We start from the raw sequence: 17,281 nt of genomic DNA on the forward strand, positions 1-17,281 counted from the left end.
CCTGCCGGGACGCCGCCCGGACGGGCCGCGTTCGACCGGATCGACGTGTGCGGCCGGGGTCCGCCCGGTGCCTCCCGCCGCCCGCGTTGCGATAGGCAGGCAAATGCCTGCATGATGGAGGAGTGAGTCCGGAACCGATCCCCGCCGCCCCGATGGACGCGGTGTTCAAGGCCCTCGCCGACCCGACGCGGCGGGCGTTGCTCGACCGGCTGCGGGTGCGGGACGGGCAGACGCTGCGGGAGCTGTGCGAGGAGGTGGCGATGGCCCGGCAGTCGGTGACCCAGCACCTGGACCTGTTGGTCGCGGCGCGACTGGTCACCGTGGTCCGCCGGGGGCGGGAGCGGCTCCACTACCTCAACCCCGGGCCGATCCACGAGATCGAGCAGCGGTGGATCGCCGACTTCGACCGGCCCCGGCTGGCCGTCCTCGGCGCGATCAAACGACAGGCAGAGCAGGAGAACGCCATGAACAGCGCATCCGAGACCGGTACTGTCCCGACCTACGTGTACGCCACCTACATCCGGGCCACCCCGGAACAGGTGTGGAAGGCGCTCACCGACGCCGAGCTGACGGCCCGCTACTGGGGGCACGCCAACGTCTCCGACTGGCAGGCCGGATCCACCTGGGAGCACCGCCGCACCGACGGCTCCGGCAAGGTCGACGTCACCGGCCGGGTGCTGGTGGCCGAGCCGCCGACCCGCCTGGTGCTCACCTTCGAGGACCGGCCGGACCTGTCCGGCCTCGAAGACGCGGCCACCGTCACCTTCCTGGTCGAGCCGCACGAGGACATCGTCCGGCTGACCGTCACCCACGAGAAGCTGCGCGACCGCACCGCGCTGCAGGCGATCTCGCACGGCTGGCCGGCCGTCCTGGCCAACCTGAAGTCGCTGCTGGAGACCGGGGAGACCCTGCCGCAGGCCCCGTGGGAGATGGCCCCCACCGAGACCCGCGCCGACTGACGGACCCCACACACCCGAAGCACCAGAAGCACCCGAAGCACCCGAAGCACCCCATGCACCCGACACGGCGCCCCCGAGCGCGCCGCCGCAGCAGAAGGGCACCACGGATGTACGACACCGCCGCACTCCACCGCGCGTACCAGGACGTGATCGCCGCCGCCGAGGAGGCGGCCGGTGCCGAGCCGGTCGCCGTCCCGCCCGGCGAGTGGGACGCCGAACAGGTGCTGGCCCACGTCGGGTCGGTCACGGCCGGCACCCTGGCGGCGGTGGCCGCCGTCGCGGCCGGCTCGCCCGCCACCTTCGACAACCGGATCTCCCAGGACGGCTGGACGATCGGCCGGGTGATCGACCGCACCGGCGGCGGCCCGCAGCTGCGCCGCCGGATCGCCGCGCAGGCCGAGGCGCTGTGCGCGCTCGCGGCGTCGCTCGGGACGGAGGAGCTGGAGACCGCGCTGCCGACCCTGCTGCTCTCGCACGGCCGACCGGTGTTCGAGGGCCCGCTGGCGGTCCTCGACCTGCTCGACGGGCTGGCCGCCACCGAACTGCCCGGCCACGCCGCCCAGATCCGGGCGACCGCCGCCCCGACTGCGGTGCCCGCCACTCGGGCCGCGGCGCCCGCCGCGTCCTGAGGCCCGGCCCCGGCCCCCGGCCGTTGGCCCCGGCCGCCTGCTCCGTCCGGCTGATGTGCGGCGGTGGTGCGGCCGGGTTGGGTGCGGCAGGTCCGGCGGGTGCCCACGCTTGGGCCCCATGGGAGAGCGGACGACGTCGAACGGGCAGGACGAGCGGGTGTCGGGGGCGGCGTACACCAACCTGGTGGTCGCGACGCTCGGCTTCGCGCTGACGTTCTGGGCGTGGAACCTGATCGCCCCGCTGGCGGGCGAGTTCGACAAGACGCTGCACATGTCGTCGTTCGCGCAGTCGTTCCTGGTCGCCGTCCCGGTGATCGTCGGCTCGCTGGGGCGGGTCCCGGTCGGCGCACTGACCGACCGGTACGGGGCCCGGCTGATGTTCCCGCTGATCTCGGCGCTGACCATCGTCCCGGTGCTGCTGATCATCCCGGCCCGCGACTCGTACGGGGCGCTGCTGGCGGTCGGGTTCTTCCTCGGGCTGGGCGGCACGACGTTCGCGATCGGGGTGCCGCTGGTGAACTCGTGGTTCCCGGCGCACAAGCGGGGCCTGGGCCTCGGCGTGTTCGGGATGGGCATGGGCGGCGTCGCGCTGTCCGGCTACTTCACGCCGCGGCTGTGGAAGCACAGCCACGACCTGCCGTTCCTGGTGATGGCCGGCGCGCTCGCCGGGTACACGGTGCTCGCGGCGCTGCTGCTGCGCGACCGCCCGGACCGGGCCGTGCCCACCGCCTCGCTGGCCACCCGGCTGGGGCGGGCGGGGCGGCTGCGGGTCACCTGGGAGCTGTCCGCGCTGTACGCGATCGGCTTCGGCGGCATCGTCGCGTTCGGCGTCTACCTGCCGACGTACCTGAAGACCTGGTACCACCTGTCGGCGACCGACGCCGGCACCAAGGCGGCCGGCTTCGCGCTGGTCACCGTGGTGTTCCGGCCGTTCGGCGGCTGGCTGTCGGACCGCGTCCACCCGGCCGTGGTCACCGGCTGGGCGCTCGCGCTGACCGCGCTCTTCGCCGTCGTGCAGGCCTTCGACCCCGCGCTCGACCCGGTCGGGACGATCGCCTTCCTGCTGATGGCGGCGGGCCTCGGCACCACCAGCGGCTCGGTGTTCGCGCTGGTCTCGCAGGTCACCCCGGTCGCCCAGGTCGGGTCCGTCACCGGCATCGTCGGCGCGATCGGCGGCCTCGGCGGCTTCGTCCCGCCGCTGGTCATGGGCGCCATCTACAGCGCCAAGGGCAGCTACTCGATCGGCTTCATGCTGCTGTCCGACCTCGCCCTGGCCGGCTGCGTCTACGCGGTCGGCCGGATGCGGAACATCCGGCCGACCGCCGCCGCGTGACGGGACGCCGACCGCGGGCGCAGGCCGCGACGCCGTTCACGCCGAGCGCCCACGGGCCGCATGCGCACGGCGGAGAGGAACCGGCCGACCGTGACGGCCGGGCGGGCCGTCACGGCGCGGTGAATCGTTACGCCTTGGCGAACCGTTACGCCTGGGCGCCGAGCAGGCGCTGAACCGCCGGCTCCAGGCCCGACAGGATGGTGTCGAACCGCCGGGTCGAGGTGGTGGAGTCCACCTGCAGGCGGCTGATCCGCAGCGGGTGGGCGGGCAGTCGGGGGCCCAGGCGGTGGTCGGAGAGGAAACCCAGCCGGTAGCCGAGCTGGCGCAGCACCGTGTCCGCCCGCTCGTCGAACCCGCCGTCCGGGTAGGCGAACGCCGACGGGGCCTCGCCGAGCCAGCGGGTCAGCGCCAGGTGCGCGCCCGCGATCTCCGCCTGCACCGTCGCCGCGTCGCAGCGCCGGAGCGACGGGTGCCCCAGGGTGTGGTTGCCCACCGTGACGTCGGCCTCGCGCAGCGCCCGCAGGTCCTCCGGACGCAGCTGCTCCTGGGCCGGCGGGCGGTGCGACGCGGAGACCCGCAGCTCGGCGAGGCTGCGGCGGCGGTCCGGGTCCGGCAGCGCCTTGAGCAGTGCCAGCACCCGCGCCGGGTCGCCGCCGGTGGGCAGCAGCCGGGCCCGGCCGCCGTGCCGGGCGAGGAACGCCGCCTCGTGCCACCAGAACGGCTGCTCGGTGCCGATCACCTCGGCGATCACGAACGCGGCCGCCGGGATCCGGCGCGCCACCAGCTCCGGCAGCGCGTGCCGCAGCACGGTGCGGTCCGGGTCGTCGAAGGTCACCAGGACCGAGCGCGGCGGCAGCGGCCGCCCCTCGGCCAGGGAACGCTCCACGTCCTGCACCGACACCGGGGTGGCCAGGCGTCGGAGCCGGTCGAGCTGGGCGCCGAACGAGCGTGGATCGGTGATGCCGTGATAGGCGAGCACGGCCAGCCGCTGCGCGGCCCGGGCCCGGAACAGTGGCTGGGCCGGGCTGAACCGGAGCCAGCTGCTGCGGTCCCGGGGCTGCTCCGACGCGAGGGCGGGCGCGGCGGCGGGCACGGCGGCAGGTTGGGGCGGGGCGCAGACGGCGGCGGCGGTGGTGGCGTACGACACGGTTCCCCCCTCGGTCGCCGGCATGCGGCGTGGCGGTCCCGTCGGCAGGCGGAGCCCGGCCTCCGACCCCGGGAACGGCGGCTCCGCTCCCGAGTGATCTAGCCCGCGGCGGGTACTCCCAATCCCGCTCGTCGGACGGCTCCTGGATCGCTCAATGTAGTGGAGACCATCGACATGGCGGGATGGTTGTACGGCGGACGGCGAGATTTCGCGGGGACCTCCGAACGGCCGTCCGGAATCGTCCGAACGGTGACCAGGCACGGTCCGGACACCGGTCGGGCAGGTCGGCCGGAGCGCGGCGACGGACAGCCCGCAGGGCGGTCCGGGGCACGGTTCGGGCGGCGGCCCGGGCGGCGCCGGAGCGCATCGCAGCGCCGTCGACCAGTGCCGAAGGTCCGTGGCCCGCCCCCGGGGGCCGGGTTACCGTGGAGGGCATGGCAGACACCCCGAGTGACCGCACCGCTACGCGCTGGTCCACCGTGTTCGGCGGCTGCGCACTGCGCCGCCACCAGTTGCTGCTGTCCCTGGTCGGCGTGGGCTGCGTGGTGCTCGGCATCCTGGTCGCGGTGCTGGTCCCGGAGAGCGACGGCCCCGCCTGGGTGATGGCGGTGGCGGGCTGCCTGGCCACCGGAGTGCTGCTGCTCGCCCGGGTCGGCCTGGCGCTGCTGCGCCCCGGCCGCGGCACCGCATCCTGAAACTCCGCGCGGAGCGGCTGCCGTTCCCGGAGGGGCTGCCATTCCAGGAGCGGCAGCGGTTCCCGGAGGGGCTGGGGTTCCCGGAGGGGCGCGAATCGACCGGACGGGCCGAAAACGTCCAGCAAACGGACAGCGCCGGTCGGATCGGCTGATTTTCGGCCTACCTGCGCACTTCTTTCACGTTTCCCCGGCAGCGAAAGCACACTTCCCCCTACTGTGAAACGCATCGCCCGCGCAGGCCGCGGGCCGGGGGAGTCATCAGGGCCGGGCGCGGGGGCGCCGCGGCCGCATTTTCCGGTGCGGGGGCACCGCGAGGGGGACGTCATGGCGAGCACCGCCGTCGCCGCCGCAGGCATCAGGGCGAAGGTCAAACAGCAGCTGGCCCGTGCGGCCGGCCGGGTACCCGGCGAGGGCGCCACCGTCCTCATCTACCACCGGATCGGCGGCGGCACCGCCGACGAGCTCGACCTCGCCACCGCCGACTTCACCGCCCAGGCCGACCTGCTCGCCGAGCTCCCGCCCGGCCGGGTGGTCTCCCTGGACACCGCCGCCGACCGGCTCGACGCCGGCCTGCGCACCCCCAGCACCGTCCTCACCTTCGACGACGGCTTCGCCGACACCTACGACACCGCCTGGCCGATCCTCAGGGACCGCGGCCTGCCGTTCACCGTCTACCTGGCCAGTGGCATGGTCGGCGGCCCGATGCGCTGGGAGGGCTCCACCGCCAAAGGCGCCCCCGCCACCGGGCTGAGCTGGGAGCAGCTGCGCGAGATGGCCGCGACCGGCCTGTGCACCGTCGCCAACCACACCCGCAGCCACGCCCGCCCCATGCTGCTCACCACCACCGAACTGGACGCCTGCGGCGACGACGTCGAGGAGCACCTCGGCACCCGCCCGCGCCACTTCGCGTACACCTGGGGCACGCCCGTCCCGCACATGGAGACCGCGCTGCGCGCCCGGTTCCGCACCAGCGCCACCGGCCGGGTCGGCCGCAACCTGCCCGGCGGCGACCCGGTCCGGCTGCACCGGGTGCCGGTCCGCCGCACCGACCCGATCGACTTCTTCCGCGCCAAGCTGTACGGCCGGCTGATCCCCGAACGCGCCTACGCCCGGATCGTCGCCACCGCGAAGGCGGTGGGCGCCCGTGCCTGAGCGGCCCTCGCTTCCGCTGCGGTTGCGCGGCGAGGACGGGCGGCCGCTGCGGGTCGCGCACCTCACCACCGTCGACATGTCGCTGCACCTGCTGCTGTCCACCGAACTGACCGTCGACGTCGAACACGGCCTGACGACGTACGGGCTCAGCGCCCCCGGCCCGTACCGGCAGCGGATCGAGCACCTCGGCGTCCACCACCGGCCGCTGCCCTCGCTCACCCGGGCCTGGCAGCCCGCCGCCGACCTCGCCGCCGCCCGCGAACTGCTCTCCGTGCTGCGCGAGATCCGGCCCGACGTGCTGCACACCCACAACCCGAAGACCGGCGTCCTCGGCCGCGTCCTCGGCCGGCTCGCCCGGGTGCCGGTCGTCGTCAACACCTGCCACGGGCTCTGGGCGCAGGCCCACGACCCGCTCGCCAAGCGGCTGCTGGTGCGCGGCGCCGAAGCGTTCGCCGCCCGGTTCTCGCACGCCGAGCTGTACCAGAACGCCGAGGACCACCGCACCCTCGCCCGCTGGGGCGTCCCCGCCCGGCGCGCCCGGGTCGTCGGCAACGGCGTCGACCTCGACCGCTTTCCCGCCCCCGGCCCCGCCCGGGACGCGCTGCGCACCGCGGTGCGCGACCGACTGGGCGTCCGGGACGACGAGCTGCTGGTCGGCGGGGTCGGCCGGCGGGTCGCGGAGAAGGGCATCCGCGAATACGCCGAAGCCGCCCGGGCGCTGGCCGGCAAAGCCCGCTTCGTGTGGATCGGCCCGGACGACCCCGACAAGCCCGACGCGCTGCGCGCTGCCGAGACCGGACTCGAATTCCTCGGCAGCCGCGACGACATGCCCGCCGTGTACGCCGCGCTCGACGTCTTCGTCCTGCCCTCCTACCGGGAAGGCTTCTCCCGCTCCGGCATGGAGGCCGCCGCCAGCGGTCTGCCCATGGTGCTCAGCGACATCCGCGGCTGCCGCGAGATCGGCAGCCACGACCAGCACCTGCTGCTCGCCCCCGCCGCCGACGCCGCCGCCCTGACCGGCGCACTCGACCGGCTCCTCACCGAGCCGGCCCTGCGGAACCGCCTGGGCACGGCCGCCCGCCGCCGCGCCCTCGAACAGTTCGACCAGCGCACCGTCGCCCGGATCTCCCTGGAGACCTACGCCGCCGTCGCCCGCAGGCGCGGCCTGCCCTGGACCACCGACTGACCGGCGCCACCCGCACCGCAGCACACCAGCACCGCCGCACCACAGCACTGGCACCGCGGCTCCACCGTCATGCGCGCCAGCAGCCCGGCGTGCCCGCAGACCGCCCCGACCGGGGCCCACCACACACGCACCAACCCAGTTGGGGGAGAAATGAAGCGAGGGGGGGACCTCGCGGTCGCCGCACTGGCCGGGATCATCGCCGTCCCGCTCGGCCTGGTGATCGCCCTCCTGATCCGCGCCACCATGGGCGGACCGGTGATCTTCCGGCAGACCCGCTCCGGCCGCCACGGCCAGGAGTTCCGCATCCTCAAGTTCCGCACCATGCGCGACAAACGTCACGAGGACGAGCCCGACGCCCCGCGGATCACCCGCCTCGGCGCCCTGCTGCGCCGCACCAGCCTCGACGAACTCCCGCAGCTGTGGAACGTCGCCCGCGGCGACATGGCCGTCATCGGCCCCCGCCCCACACTGCCCGAACAGGTCGTCCACTACTCGCCCCGGCAGCGGGGCCGGCTCGCGCTGCGCCCCGGCCTCACCGGCTGGGCGCAGATCCGCGGCCGCAACTCCATCAGTTGGCCCGAACGCATCGAACTCGACCTCTGGTACATCGAGCACCGCACCCTGCTGCTCGACCTGCGGATCCTCCTCGGCACCGCCCGGATGCTGCTGCGCCCCACCGGCATCACCGCCGCCGGCGGCGTCAACCCCGGCTTCCCCGTTCCCGCCGAGACGCCCGCGGCGACGCCCGCTGCGCGGGTCGTGCTGCCGCGCCAGGCGACGGCGGCCGCGCCCCGGCTGGCCCGGGAGGAGCTGCCCCGCTGACGAAACGATTCGGCCCGGCAGGACTTCGATCGGGCAGGCCTTCGACCGGGCGGCCGCGGCTCACCCCGCGGCCGCCCGGGCTGCCGTAGGGTCCGGAACCGACGGTGCGTCAGGGCGGGGAGAGGGAGCGGGACGGGATGCTGTGGATCGCGGGAGCCGGCGGAGTCGGCCGGGAAGCACTGGACGTGGCGATCGCGGCGGGCGTGCCGGTCGCCGGATTCCTGGACGACCGGATGGCGGGCGAGCGGGTGCGCGGGCTCCCCGTCCGCAAGCCCGGTGAACTCCCGTCCGGTGCGCCGTACTTGATCGGCATCGCGGACCCGGCGGTACGGGCCCGGCTGGCCGAGCTGCTGGACGCGGCGGGCGGCCGGCCCGCCACGCTGGTGCACCCGCGGGCGATCGTCGCGCCGGAGACCGAACTGGCCGCCGGCTGCCTGGTGATGGGCGGCGCGCACGTCTCCAGCAGCGTCACCCTCGGGCCGCACAGCCAGGTCCACTACAACGCCACCGTCGGCCACGACACCCGCTTCGGCGCCCGCGTCACCGTCTACCCCGGCGCGAACGTCTCCGGCGCCGTGCTGCTGCACGACGACGCCACCGTCGGCTCGGGCGCCGTCGTGCTCCAGGGCCGCACCGTCGGCCCCGCCGCCTTCGTCGGCGCCGGCGCCGTCGTCACCCGCGACGTCGCGGAGCGCACCACCGTCGTCGGCTGCCCGGCCCGCCCCATGTCCTGACCGGCCGCGCGGTGGGCAGGGCATAGGCTCGGGCCATGGGAATTCCTGTGTTTCTGGCCGAGCTGCGCGAACTCGTGGGGCAGCGGGCGCTGTGGCTGTCCGCCGTGACAGTGGTCGTGGTCGACGACGACGGGCAGGTGCTGCTCGGGCGGCGGGCCGACAACGGGGCCTGGGCGCTGATCGGCGGCATCATCGACCCGGGCGAGCAACCCGCGGACGCGGCGGTGCGGGAGTGCCTGGAGGAGACCGGCGTGACGGTGGAGCCCCAGGCGCTGATCTCGGTCACCGTCTCACCGGTGGTCGACTACCCCAACGGGGACCGCTGCCAGTACCTCGAACTGACCTTCCGCTGCCGCCCGTTGGCCGGCGAGGCATGCGTGAACGACGACGAGTCGCTGGAAGTCGCCTGGTTCCGCCCGGACGCCCTGCCCGCACTCGACGCGTCCGCACAGGAACGGATCGAACTGGCGCTGGCCGGAAACAGCACCGCGTACTTCGCCCCGGCCGGCGCGTAGCGGAGCTTCCGGGGCGCGCGACGGCGTGCCCCGGAACCCCGGTTCGCCTCAGAGCGTCCGGAACCAGGCCGCGGTGCGCCGCAGGCCCTCCGGCAGCGGGACCGGCCGGACGTCGGGGAACAGCTCACGCAGCCGGGAGTTGTCGGCCTGGGAGTCGCGCACGTCCCCAGGCCGCGGGTCGACGTGCTCGGCGGCGACCGGCTCGCCCAGCGCCTCGCCCAGCAGGGAGATCAGCTCCAGCAGGGTGGTCCGGGTGCCGAACGCCAGGTTCACCGGCTCGGCGCTGACCACCCGGCGCAGCACCGCCTCGGCGAGCACCTGCGCGACCGTGCCGACGTAGGTGAAGTCGCGGCTCTGCAGCCCGTCCCCGTGCACCGCCACCGGCCGGCCGGCCAGCGCCGCCTCCAGGAACGCCGGGACGACGGCCGCGTACGCGTGGCCGGCGGGCTGCAGCGGGCCGAAGACGTTGAAGAACCGCAGCGGGAGCACGCCCAGGCCGTAGCAGTGGTGGTACGCCCCGAGGTACGCCTCGGTGGCGAGCTTGGAGACCGCGTACGGGCTCATCGGCGCGGTGCGCATCGACTCGCGCTTGGGCAGCTCGCGATTGGCGCCGTACACCGAGGACGAGGACGCCGCCGCCACGTACAGCCCGCCGGCCCGGCGGGCCGCCTCCAGCACCTCCAGCGTGCCGGTGGCGTTCGCGTGGTGGCTGGCCAGCGGCGCTGCCACCGAGCGCGGCACCGAGGGCAGCGCCGCCAGGTGCACCACCGCGTCCGCTCCGGCGAACGCGGCGTCCAACAGCGCCGGATCGAGGATCGTGCCCTCGAACAGGGTGGCGTCCACACCCGCCAGGTTGGCCTTGCTGCCGGTGGACAGGTCGTCCACCACCCGGACCTCCGACACCTCCGGACGGGCCGTCAACTCCCGGGCCAGATTGGCCCCGATGAACCCGGCCCCGCCGGTGATCACCACTCGCATCGCCGTACACCACCCCTCCGCCGGGCCCGGGGATCCCCCCACCGGGCCGATGCGCCCGACTCTAGCGGCGCACCCTCGCCCACCGGGCCGAAAACCCGCTCAGTCGCACCCAAACCGTCCCATCGGCCACATCCCGCACGGCGACCGGTGGAGGCGCCCCTCAGCGCTTCGTCCGACGCCCGGTCTCCTCCGCCGCGTCCAGCACCGCCGCCAGGTCGCCGCCGGCCGTCGCGGTCGCCACCGCCGCCACCGAGCCCTCCACGAACGGCGCGTCCGCGAACCGCACCGGGAACGGCAGGCCGTGCTCGTCGGCGTCGGTCAGCAGCGCCAGCACCGTCTCCACCGCGCCCTCCAGGTCGCACAGCACCACCACCCCGTGGCCCTGGTCGACCCGGCGGGCCGCCGTCGCCACCAGCACCGCGCTGGTGCCCAGGCCGTCCGCGATCGAGCCGCCGGTCGCCACCACCGGCGCCGGGTCGTCCGACTCCGCCACCGCCAGGGCCAGCGCCCGCACCGCGTCCGCCACCTCGTGGCTGTGCGAGACCAGCACCACCCCCACCCGGCCGTGCCCGGCGGGCCGCGACGGCCGGGGCACCGTGGGCGTCGGGGCGGTCAGCGTGCCGGTGGCGGCGCCCACCGGCGGGGCGGACGGCGCGGTGGTGATCGGGATGACGTCGGCGCGGCTGCCGTCCCGCTGGTCCATCGGCTGCTCCCCGGTGCGTGGCTGACTGCTCGTCACCCATCCCTACCTCGAACGGACCTCGGCAGCCCGCCTTTAGCACAGGTGTCGGCCGGACACGGCCGGATCGGACCATCTCCACCACCCGCGGGGCAGACCTGGCGCTGTCCGCGAGGCCGGGCGCCCGTGCTGGCTAGGCTGGCCGCTCGACACAGATGCTCGACGCGGACGACACGGCCGACGCGGATGACGGGCAGCGGAGGGAGCAGCACCATGGCGGCACAGGCGGCGGACCGGCGCAAGATCGAGCTGGACGTGAGCGGAGCCGAGTGGCGGTCCGCGGGCGACGACCCGAACGGCGTGCAGATCGCCTTCGTCGACGGCTACATCGCGATGCGCAACGGCGCGGAGCCGGACGGGCCGGCGCTGATCTTCACCCCCGCCGAATGGCGGGCCTTCGTGCTCGGCGCGCGGGACGGCGAGTTCGACCCGAACCGGCAGCCGGAGGCCTGAAACCGGCGCCCCGGGGCCGAACTCGGCAGGAATGCGGCCCCCGGTGTCGAATTCGGCCGGACGCGGGCGGATTTCGGTCGTTTCGCAGGTGACCGGTACGCCCGGACTGCCCTGATCCGCACCCGTCGAAACCGCTCGCAAAGGTGACGAGCGGGCATACTCCCAGGTTACAAAAGAGTTCTGATGGGCCGAAACTTGTTGACTGTCCGACAAGCCTGCCAGAGAGTAAGAGCAGGCAGACGCCGTGCCGACCGCCCCCACGCGGTCTGGCACGGCGCCCGCTTGTGCTGCCCGTCACCGGCGCCGATGACGGGCCCTCCCACCCTTGACCGCACAGAGTGCGGCTGCCGTCGCGACGGGAGCGGGCCCGACCGGGAAGAGCTACTCCCCGAACAGGCCGAGACCCGGATTCCGCACGCCCCCACGCGGCGGTGATCCGGGCAAGGTCCGCGAACGCGACGGCAGAAGGGCCCCGCGGACCTGGCTCGGTGTTCCATATGGCTTTGTGTGCCGCTTCGACAGGGCCGTTCGCCGCTCACGACCGCCGCGGCGTCCGCAGGCTCCCGCAAGGGCGAAGTCCCATTGAATCAGCAAATGGTGCTTGTGAGTTCACACAACCTGAGTTCACACGACCGTGTGCGCAGTGAGGGAACGCGCGCAGGGCACGCTGCGACAAGCCGCACCCTGTGGATCTCGCCCGGAGCGGCCGTCGTGCTGAACCGAACGTAGCCCGGACGGTTGCTCAGAGTCAACATTGGTCCCTGAGCGTAGATCCCGGCCTGATCGCGGACCCACTCACCGGCCCCGGCCCACCGGGCACGTACGATGGGCCCATGTCATTTCTCCGCCGTCGCTCCGGACAGCCCGCCGGCCCGGACTTCGACGTCCTGGCCATGGATCCGGGCGACTGGCCCGGCCTGTTCGGGGCCATGATCATGGCCGCTCCGGACGGCTCCTGCCAAGGCATTTTCCTGCGCTACGACCTGCTCGGCGGCCGCGGCCCGGCCATGCTGATCGGCAACGTCCCGCAGGGGTCGCCCGCCCGCGACAGCGAGGACGGCGTGCCCTTCGAGGTCCGCCAGCTGCTCGCCGCCCTGGAGAACGACGAGCCGGTGGAATTCGTCTCCGCCGAGGACTTCCCGGTCATGCTCGGCGACGACCTGCTGATCGTCCGGAAAGTCAAGGTCAGCGAAGGGCGCCTGTACTGCTCCCAGTTCGGGCGCAGCGACGACGTCCAGGTCACCATCGCCTCCTGGGACCGACCGATTTCGGACGACCTCTACCAACTCCTGAAGCCGCTTCCGGCGGAGATGTTCCAGCAGGACTAGGCGCGATGCCCCGGCCACTGCTGCTCACCCGCCGCCTGCACGTGGACCTCCGGCGCACCGCCGGCGCGACCTGTCCGGCGTCCTGACCCACCCCGGAGTCCAGGACCGCCCGACCGACCACGCCAGCCCGGAGGAACGCCGCCATGCCCCGCACCCCCGCGCACAGCCCCGCCGTCACCGCACCCGTCGTCGAGCGGGACCCCCACGAGTCGGCCACCGCGCTCGACCGGGCCCTCGACCGGCTGCCCCGGGTGGTCGACCTGCTCGCCGCCCGCGCCGCCGAACACGACCGCGACGGCACCTTCCCGTACCAGGGCGTCGAAACCGTCCACGAAGCCGGCCTGCTCACCCTGACGGTCGGCCAGCGCTACGGCGGGCCCGGCGCCGGACTCGCCGACACCGTACGGGTGTTGAGCCGGCTCGGCCGCGGCGACGCCTCCGTCGCGCTGCTCACCGCCCACACCCTGCTGCACCACGCCGAACAGGCCCGCACCGCGCCCTGGCCCGCCGCGCTCTACCGGCGGCTGCTCACCGAATCCCGCCGCGGCCCCGCGCTGGTCGGCACCCTGCGGGCCGGAACCGGCCGGCCGCCCGCCGTCACCGCCCACTGGCACGGAGACGCCTGGCAGCTCACCGGCCGCGCCGCGCACTGCGCCGGCGCCGAGGCCCTCGCCTGGCTCGCAGTCGAAGCCCGCACCGAGGAGCAGCAGCCCCGTACCGGGCTGTTCCTGGTCCGCGCCGACAGCGTCGGGCTGGAGATCGACCCCGCCGCGGACCAGCTCGGCCTGCGCGCCGCCGCCGGACACGACGTCCTGCTGGACGGGGCCCGGGTCGGCACCGACGCCGCCCTGCTGTCCCGCACCCCGGTGGCGGCGGCCCACCCGCTGACCGCCGCCTGGCGTCAACTCGCCCTCACCGCCGTCCTGCTGGGCACCGCCCGGGCCGCCCTCGACTGGTCCGCCGGCCGCCTGCGCGGCACCGCCGCGCACCGCCGCCCGGTCGGCGAACTCGACGCCCGGCTCACCGGCGCCGAGGAACTCGTGCACGGCCTCGCCGCCCGCACCGACGCCGACCCGGCCGCCGCCGAACGGGCCCCCACCGTCCAGCTGTTGGCGGCCCGCACTGCCGCCGACACCGTCCAGCAGGCGCTCACCCTCACCGGCAGCGCCGGCCTCGACCGCCGCCACCCGCTGGAGCGCCACCTGCGCGACACCCTCAGCCTGCGCACCCAGCTGCCCGCCGAGGACGCCGTCCTGGACGCCCTCGGCCAAGCACTGCTGGGCAGTTGACGATCCGCCGGGGGATCAGCGGGTGCCGACCGCCGCGCGGACCGCGCGGCGGGCCAGCGACGCGTCGTCGTACAGCCGGCGGATCATGATCCGCTGCTCCTCGCCCGCCCCCGGGAGGTCGTGGATGCGCAGCTCCCGCATCAGCACCAGCGTCAGGTTGACCAGGAACGCGTCCCGGGCCAGCGTGCCGCCGGACTGGGCGAGTTGGCTGATCTGCCGGCGGGCCGCGGTGTCGCCCGACAGCACGCTCCACAGCACCGCCAGGTCGTAGCCCGGCAGGTACCAGCCGGCCTGCTCCCAGTCGAGCAGCACCGGGCCGGACGGCGCCAGCAGCATGTTCCCCAGCAGCGCGTCGCCGTGGCACAGCTGCCGCGGCACCGCGGCCAGGCCGTGCAGCAGGGCGCGCAGGTCGCCCGCGTCCCGGTCGGTGAGCAGGCCCAGCGAGTGGAAGCGGGCGATCTCCGTCTGGTAGTCCAGCGGCTGGTCGAACACGTCCGTCGGCGGGCGCCACAGGTTCAGTGTGCGCACCGCGCCGAGCACCGCCCGCACCTCGCCCGGGGTCGGCGCGTTCGCCGGGTGCCGCTCGCGGGCCGCCGGACGGCCCGGGACCCGCTCCAGCACCAGCACGCAGCGGTCGTGGTCCGCCGCCACCAGCCGCGGCATCCGCACCGGCGGACGGTGCCGCACGAACGCCCGGTACACCGCCACCTCGTGGTGGAACCGGTCCACCAGCTGCGCCGCCTGCGGACCGCGAAGCGCCGCCGGCGCCAGGCACTTGGCCACCACCGGGGCCCGGCCGATGGTGCCCGCGACCAGGACGTGCCGACTGCCCTCCCGCAGCACCTGCCGGGGGAGGAACGCCGGACATATCCGCGCGACGTTGGCGAGCACCGCACGCACCGCCGGGGTCTGCAGCGCGGCCGGATCCACCCGGTCCACGAACGCCTCCGCGCCCCGCCCGGGCACCGGACGGCCGAACCGGCCCGCCTGCTCCGGCATCGGGCGGGTCACCAGGGTGGTGCGCCCGCGCGGGTCGCGCAGCTCCACGGCGCGCTGCGCGGGACGGCCCGCGCCTGCGGTCGGGGGGCGCAGACCGGAGCGTTGAGGGCGCGCGACCGCGCCGTCCACCCCGATCGGGGCGGTCGGGCGAGTACCGGTACTGGCTGTGGAGTACATGGGCGGGTGAGGGTCCTTCCTTGACCGGCGGCAAAGCTTCACGAGGCCCGGGCGGGCTGGGACCGGGCCGTCGGGCGGGGCGCGGGCACCGGGCGCGGAGCAGGCCCGCCGAACCGTCCGCACCCTGGGGAAATGCGTCCGATCCGACCGTCCGTGCCGTGCCCGGAGCCCCCGCGCCACCCGGTCGCGCCACCCCCTGAACCAGTCGGTCGGGAACGGCTCCTGACGGGCCGTAGGGTCGACATCCGGGCCGGTCGGGGGCCGTTCCGACGCGAAGTCGGGGTGGCGCATTCCTACCTGACACCCGATCGGCACTGGCACACCACATAGCGCACCCTGGCGAACCCTGGCGAATGGTCGCTTGGCATGTGACAGAACGATTAGGGTCGGGCTCAGCCGATGAACCTGGGGGCTCATTTGAGCAGGGGGCCGAACAGCAGGTTGGCCGACCATTTCGCACTGACCGGCTGGTCGAAGGGCGAATTGGCACGGCTGGTCAACCGGCGGGGTGCGGCACTGGGCGAGCAGCAGCTGTCCACCGACACCTCCCGGGTCCGGCGCTGGATCGAGCAGGGAGAGATCCCGCGCGACCCGGTGCCGAGGGTGCTGGCGGCCGTGTTCACCGAGCGGCTCGGCCGTGTCGTCACCACCGAGGACCTAGGTCTCGAACGGCACCGACCCGCCAGGTCCGCCAACACGGCAGCGCCGCCGACGGAGCCCGGGGCACCGGATCGGACGGCCGCGGTCCTCACCGAGTTCACGGGAATGGACCTCATGCTGAACAGACGCGGACTGGTCGGCGCCTCCGCCGCCCTCGCAGCGGGCGCGGTCATCGCCGACAACCTGCACGACTGGCTCACCGGCGGCACCGCCGCCGCCCGCCCCGGTCCCCGCCGCCTCCCGGCCGCGGGCATGGTGGCCGACGTCAACGCACCGGGCCCGGTCGGCAACGAGGAGGTCGCCGCCCTCGAACGCTCGGTCGAGGTGTTCCGGGCCTGGGACGCCTCCCGCGGCGGCGGCCTCCAGCGCAAGGCCGTGGTCGGCCAACTCAACGAGGTCGGCGGGCTGCTCGCGCACCGCCACCCCGTCGCCCTGGAACGCCGGCTCTGGACGGTCGCCGCCAACCTCGCCGTGCTGGTCGGCTGGATGTCCCACGACGTCGGCCTCGAACCCACCGCCCAGCGCTACTTCGTGATCGCCGCGCAGGCCGCCCGGGAGGCCGGCGACCGCCCCCGGGCGGCCGAGGCGGTCTCCCGCGCCGCCCGCCAGATGCTCCACCTGGGCCGCGCCGACGACGCCCTCGAACTCATGCAGCTGGCCCGGGCCGGCACCCGCCCCGCCGACGGCGCACTGCCCCGCACCCGCGCCATGCTGTGCACCGTCGAAGCCTGGGCGCAGGCCTCGCTCGGCCGCTCCGACGCCACCCACCGGGCCCTGGGCGAGGCCGAGCAGCTGTTCGTCCAGGACGCCGACGGGCCCACTCCCAGCTGGATGCAGCTGTTCGACGAGGCCGAACTGCACGGCATGCAGGCCCTGGTCCACCGCACCCTCGCCGAACACGACGCCGCCGCCGTCCCGTTGGCCGCCCACCACGCCCGGCAGGCCATCCGGCTGCGGCAGAAGAGCGGCCGGGAACGCTCCGCCCTGCTCGACCGGATCACCCTCGCCTCCGTGCACTGGATCGCCGACGAGCCGGACGCGGCCGTGGCGCAGGCCGGCCGCGTCCTCGACGGGATCGACCAGACCTCCTCCAGGCGCACCTGGGACCGGCTGCGCGCGATGGACCGGCTCTCCGCCCGCCACCAGGACCGGCCGGCCGTCGCCGAGCTGCGCGAACGGATCCGCGCCGCACTGCCCGCGCCCCGCGAGCCCCGGCCGATCTGAGCCACGCCGAGCCGCTCCCGGCGGCGGGCCCGCGCGGCGCCGGGTCGGGCGTCCGGAACCGGTCGATCCGGTACGGACGGATCCGGTTCCGCGCGGGCCGAGCCGCTCCCCGCAGGCCCGTACCTGCGGAAATCCGTTGCCCTGTGTGCGGATCGGCCCCCCAGGCGGTAACCTTCGGTGATTCCGGCGCCCGGGCGCCTGAGCTGTGCCAACCGACCCCGGCGACGGAAATCCCGTTGCCTTGACGACCGCCGCAACGGAT

General features: G+C 74.8%; 18 protein-coding genes. 14 read left to right on the forward strand and 4 right to left on the reverse strand.

Annotated features, from left to right (window positions below; translation table 11 throughout):
• Nucleotides 1-152 precede the first annotated feature (152 nt).
• The 3 genes from CG736_RS30155 (at nucleotide 153) to CG736_RS30165 (ending at nucleotide 2,921) form a co-directional block, all read left to right on the forward strand.
• Nucleotides 153-959, forward strand: coding sequence for a metalloregulator ArsR/SmtB family transcription factor (locus CG736_RS30155; protein WP_100589376.1), 807 nt, complete (start codon nucleotides 153-155; stop codon nucleotides 957-959).
• A 107-nt stretch (nucleotides 960-1,066) separates the two neighbouring features.
• Nucleotides 1,067-1,588, forward strand: coding sequence for a DinB family protein (locus tag CG736_RS30160; RefSeq protein ID WP_100589306.1), 522 nt, complete (start codon nucleotides 1,067-1,069; stop codon nucleotides 1,586-1,588).
• Nucleotides 1,589-1,706: 118 nt separating this feature from the next.
• The gene (locus tag CG736_RS30165; RefSeq protein ID WP_100589307.1) at nucleotides 1,707-2,921 is read left to right on the forward strand and encodes an MFS transporter; all 1,215 of its coding nucleotides are present in this window, start codon (nucleotides 1,707-1,709) and stop codon (nucleotides 2,919-2,921) included.
• 145 nt (nucleotides 2,922-3,066) lie between these two features.
• Here the strand turns inward: CG736_RS30165 and CG736_RS30170 are convergent, their stop codons facing one another.
• The gene (locus CG736_RS30170) at nucleotides 3,067-4,068 is read right to left on the reverse strand and encodes a polysaccharide deacetylase family protein (RefSeq protein WP_100589377.1); all 1,002 of its coding nucleotides are present in this window, start codon (nucleotides 4,066-4,068) and stop codon (nucleotides 3,067-3,069) included.
• 434 nt (nucleotides 4,069-4,502) lie between these two features.
• Here CG736_RS30170 and CG736_RS30175 point away from each other — a divergent pair, with 434 nt between their 5' ends.
• The 6 genes from CG736_RS30175 to CG736_RS30200 all read left to right on the forward strand — a co-directional run bounded on the left by CG736_RS30175 (nucleotide 4,503) and on the right by CG736_RS30200 (nucleotide 9,172).
• A complete protein-coding gene (locus CG736_RS30175; protein WP_100589308.1) occupies nucleotides 4,503-4,763 on the forward strand; it encodes a hypothetical protein in 261 nt (86 codons plus the stop codon).
• 324 nt (nucleotides 4,764-5,087) lie between these two features.
• Entirely contained in the window at nucleotides 5,088-5,915 is an 828-nt protein-coding gene (locus tag CG736_RS30180) for a polysaccharide deacetylase family protein (RefSeq protein WP_100589309.1), read from the forward strand.
• Nucleotides 5,908-7,101, forward strand: coding sequence for a glycosyltransferase (locus CG736_RS30185; RefSeq protein WP_100589310.1), 1,194 nt, complete (start codon nucleotides 5,908-5,910; stop codon nucleotides 7,099-7,101). Before CG736_RS30180 ends, CG736_RS30185 begins: the two co-directional genes overlap by 8 nt.
• A 150-nt stretch (nucleotides 7,102-7,251) precedes the next feature.
• Entirely contained in the window at nucleotides 7,252-7,923 is a 672-nt protein-coding gene (locus tag CG736_RS30190) for a sugar transferase (RefSeq protein ID WP_100589311.1), read from the forward strand.
• A gap of 137 nt (nucleotides 7,924-8,060) precedes the next feature.
• Nucleotides 8,061-8,657, forward strand: a complete 597-nt coding sequence (locus CG736_RS30195; protein ID WP_100589312.1) for a NeuD/PglB/VioB family sugar acetyltransferase — start codon at nucleotides 8,061-8,063, stop codon at nucleotides 8,655-8,657.
• Between the two features lie 35 nt (nucleotides 8,658-8,692).
• Nucleotides 8,693-9,172 carry an NUDIX domain-containing protein gene (locus CG736_RS30200; RefSeq protein WP_043908993.1) on the forward strand — a complete coding sequence of 160 codons (480 nt, stop codon included), beginning with the start codon at nucleotides 8,693-8,695 and terminating at the stop codon, nucleotides 9,170-9,172.
• Between the two features lie 48 nt (nucleotides 9,173-9,220).
• Here the strand turns inward: CG736_RS30200 and CG736_RS30205 are convergent, their stop codons facing one another.
• Complete coding sequence (locus CG736_RS30205; protein ID WP_100589313.1) at nucleotides 9,221-10,150, reverse strand: NAD-dependent epimerase/dehydratase family protein; 930 nt, start codon at nucleotides 10,148-10,150, stop codon at nucleotides 9,221-9,223.
• 160 nt (nucleotides 10,151-10,310) lie between these two features.
• The gene (locus CG736_RS30210; RefSeq protein ID WP_369880737.1) at nucleotides 10,311-10,889 is read right to left on the reverse strand and encodes a PTS-dependent dihydroxyacetone kinase phosphotransferase subunit DhaM; all 579 of its coding nucleotides are present in this window, start codon (nucleotides 10,887-10,889) and stop codon (nucleotides 10,311-10,313) included.
• Nucleotides 10,890-11,102: 213 nt separating this feature from the next.
• Between CG736_RS30210 and CG736_RS30215 the strand changes: the two genes are divergently transcribed.
• The 4 genes from CG736_RS30215 (at nucleotide 11,103) to CG736_RS30225 (ending at nucleotide 13,959) form a co-directional block, all read left to right on the forward strand.
• On the forward strand, nucleotides 11,103-11,342 hold the full coding sequence (locus CG736_RS30215) for a DUF397 domain-containing protein (protein ID WP_100589315.1): 240 nt from the start codon (nucleotides 11,103-11,105) through the stop codon (nucleotides 11,340-11,342).
• Nucleotides 11,343-12,175: 833 nt separating this feature from the next.
• Nucleotides 12,176-12,670 (forward strand): hypothetical protein, encoded by a 495-nt coding sequence (locus CG736_RS30220; RefSeq protein WP_043908989.1) that lies wholly within the window; start codon nucleotides 12,176-12,178, stop codon nucleotides 12,668-12,670.
• A gap of 5 nt (nucleotides 12,671-12,675) precedes the next feature.
• Nucleotides 12,676-12,756, forward strand: coding sequence for a putative leader peptide (locus tag CG736_RS39055; RefSeq protein WP_363478054.1), 81 nt, complete (start codon nucleotides 12,676-12,678; stop codon nucleotides 12,754-12,756).
• Between the two features lie 57 nt (nucleotides 12,757-12,813).
• Nucleotides 12,814-13,959: an acyl-CoA dehydrogenase family protein gene (locus CG736_RS30225; RefSeq protein WP_100589316.1), complete on the forward strand. Its 1,146-nt coding sequence runs from the start codon at nucleotides 12,814-12,816 to the stop codon at nucleotides 13,957-13,959.
• Nucleotides 13,960-13,974: 15 nt separating this feature from the next.
• Here CG736_RS30225 and CG736_RS30230 read toward each other — a convergent pair whose 3' ends face one another.
• On the reverse strand, nucleotides 13,975-15,135 hold the full coding sequence (locus tag CG736_RS30230) for an aminoglycoside phosphotransferase family protein (RefSeq protein ID WP_232734278.1): 1,161 nt from the start codon (nucleotides 15,133-15,135) through the stop codon (nucleotides 13,975-13,977).
• A 417-nt stretch (nucleotides 15,136-15,552) separates the two neighbouring features.
• Here CG736_RS30230 and CG736_RS30235 point away from each other — a divergent pair, with 417 nt between their 5' ends.
• Nucleotides 15,553-17,019: a hypothetical protein gene (locus tag CG736_RS30235; RefSeq protein WP_100589317.1), complete on the forward strand. Its 1,467-nt coding sequence runs from the start codon at nucleotides 15,553-15,555 to the stop codon at nucleotides 17,017-17,019.
• Nucleotides 17,020-17,281: the final 262 nt, after the last annotated feature.

Source organism: Kitasatospora sp. CB02891 (genome assembly GCF_002803145.1).
Classification (GTDB): Bacteria; Actinomycetota; Actinomycetes; order Streptomycetales; family Streptomycetaceae; genus Kitasatospora; species Kitasatospora griseola.

What these genes read in the sequence shown, in the direction of transcription:
- CG736_RS30155 (WP_100589376.1), top strand. Translation starts at nt 153, where the DNA reads ATGGACGCGGTGTTCAAGGCCCTCGCCGACCCGACGCGGCGGGCGTTG.
- CG736_RS30160 (WP_100589306.1), top strand. Translation starts at nt 1,067, where the DNA reads ATGTACGACACCGCCGCACTCCACCGCGCGTACCAGGACGTGATCGCC.
- CG736_RS30165 (WP_100589307.1), top strand. Translation starts at nt 1,707, where the DNA reads ATGGGAGAGCGGACGACGTCGAACGGGCAGGACGAGCGGGTGTCGGGG.
- CG736_RS30175 (WP_100589308.1), top strand. Translation starts at nt 4,503, where the DNA reads ATGGCAGACACCCCGAGTGACCGCACCGCTACGCGCTGGTCCACCGTG.
- CG736_RS30180 (WP_100589309.1), top strand. Translation starts at nt 5,088, where the DNA reads ATGGCGAGCACCGCCGTCGCCGCCGCAGGCATCAGGGCGAAGGTCAAA.
- CG736_RS30190 (WP_100589311.1), top strand. Translation starts at nt 7,252, where the DNA reads ATGAAGCGAGGGGGGGACCTCGCGGTCGCCGCACTGGCCGGGATCATC.
- CG736_RS30195 (WP_100589312.1), top strand. Translation starts at nt 8,061, where the DNA reads ATGCTGTGGATCGCGGGAGCCGGCGGAGTCGGCCGGGAAGCACTGGAC.
- CG736_RS30200 (WP_043908993.1), top strand. Translation starts at nt 8,693, where the DNA reads ATGGGAATTCCTGTGTTTCTGGCCGAGCTGCGCGAACTCGTGGGGCAG.
- CG736_RS30205 (WP_100589313.1), bottom strand. Translation starts at nt 10,150, where the DNA reads ATGCGAGTGGTGATCACCGGCGGGGCCGGGTTCATCGGGGCCAATCTG.
- CG736_RS30215 (WP_100589315.1), top strand. Translation starts at nt 11,103, where the DNA reads ATGGCGGCACAGGCGGCGGACCGGCGCAAGATCGAGCTGGACGTGAGC.
- CG736_RS30220 (WP_043908989.1), top strand. Translation starts at nt 12,176, where the DNA reads ATGTCATTTCTCCGCCGTCGCTCCGGACAGCCCGCCGGCCCGGACTTC.
- CG736_RS39055 (WP_363478054.1), top strand. Translation starts at nt 12,676, where the DNA reads ATGCCCCGGCCACTGCTGCTCACCCGCCGCCTGCACGTGGACCTCCGG.
- CG736_RS30225 (WP_100589316.1), top strand. Translation starts at nt 12,814, where the DNA reads ATGCCCCGCACCCCCGCGCACAGCCCCGCCGTCACCGCACCCGTCGTC.
- CG736_RS30230 (WP_232734278.1), bottom strand. Translation starts at nt 15,135, where the DNA reads ATGTACTCCACAGCCAGTACCGGTACTCGCCCGACCGCCCCGATCGGG.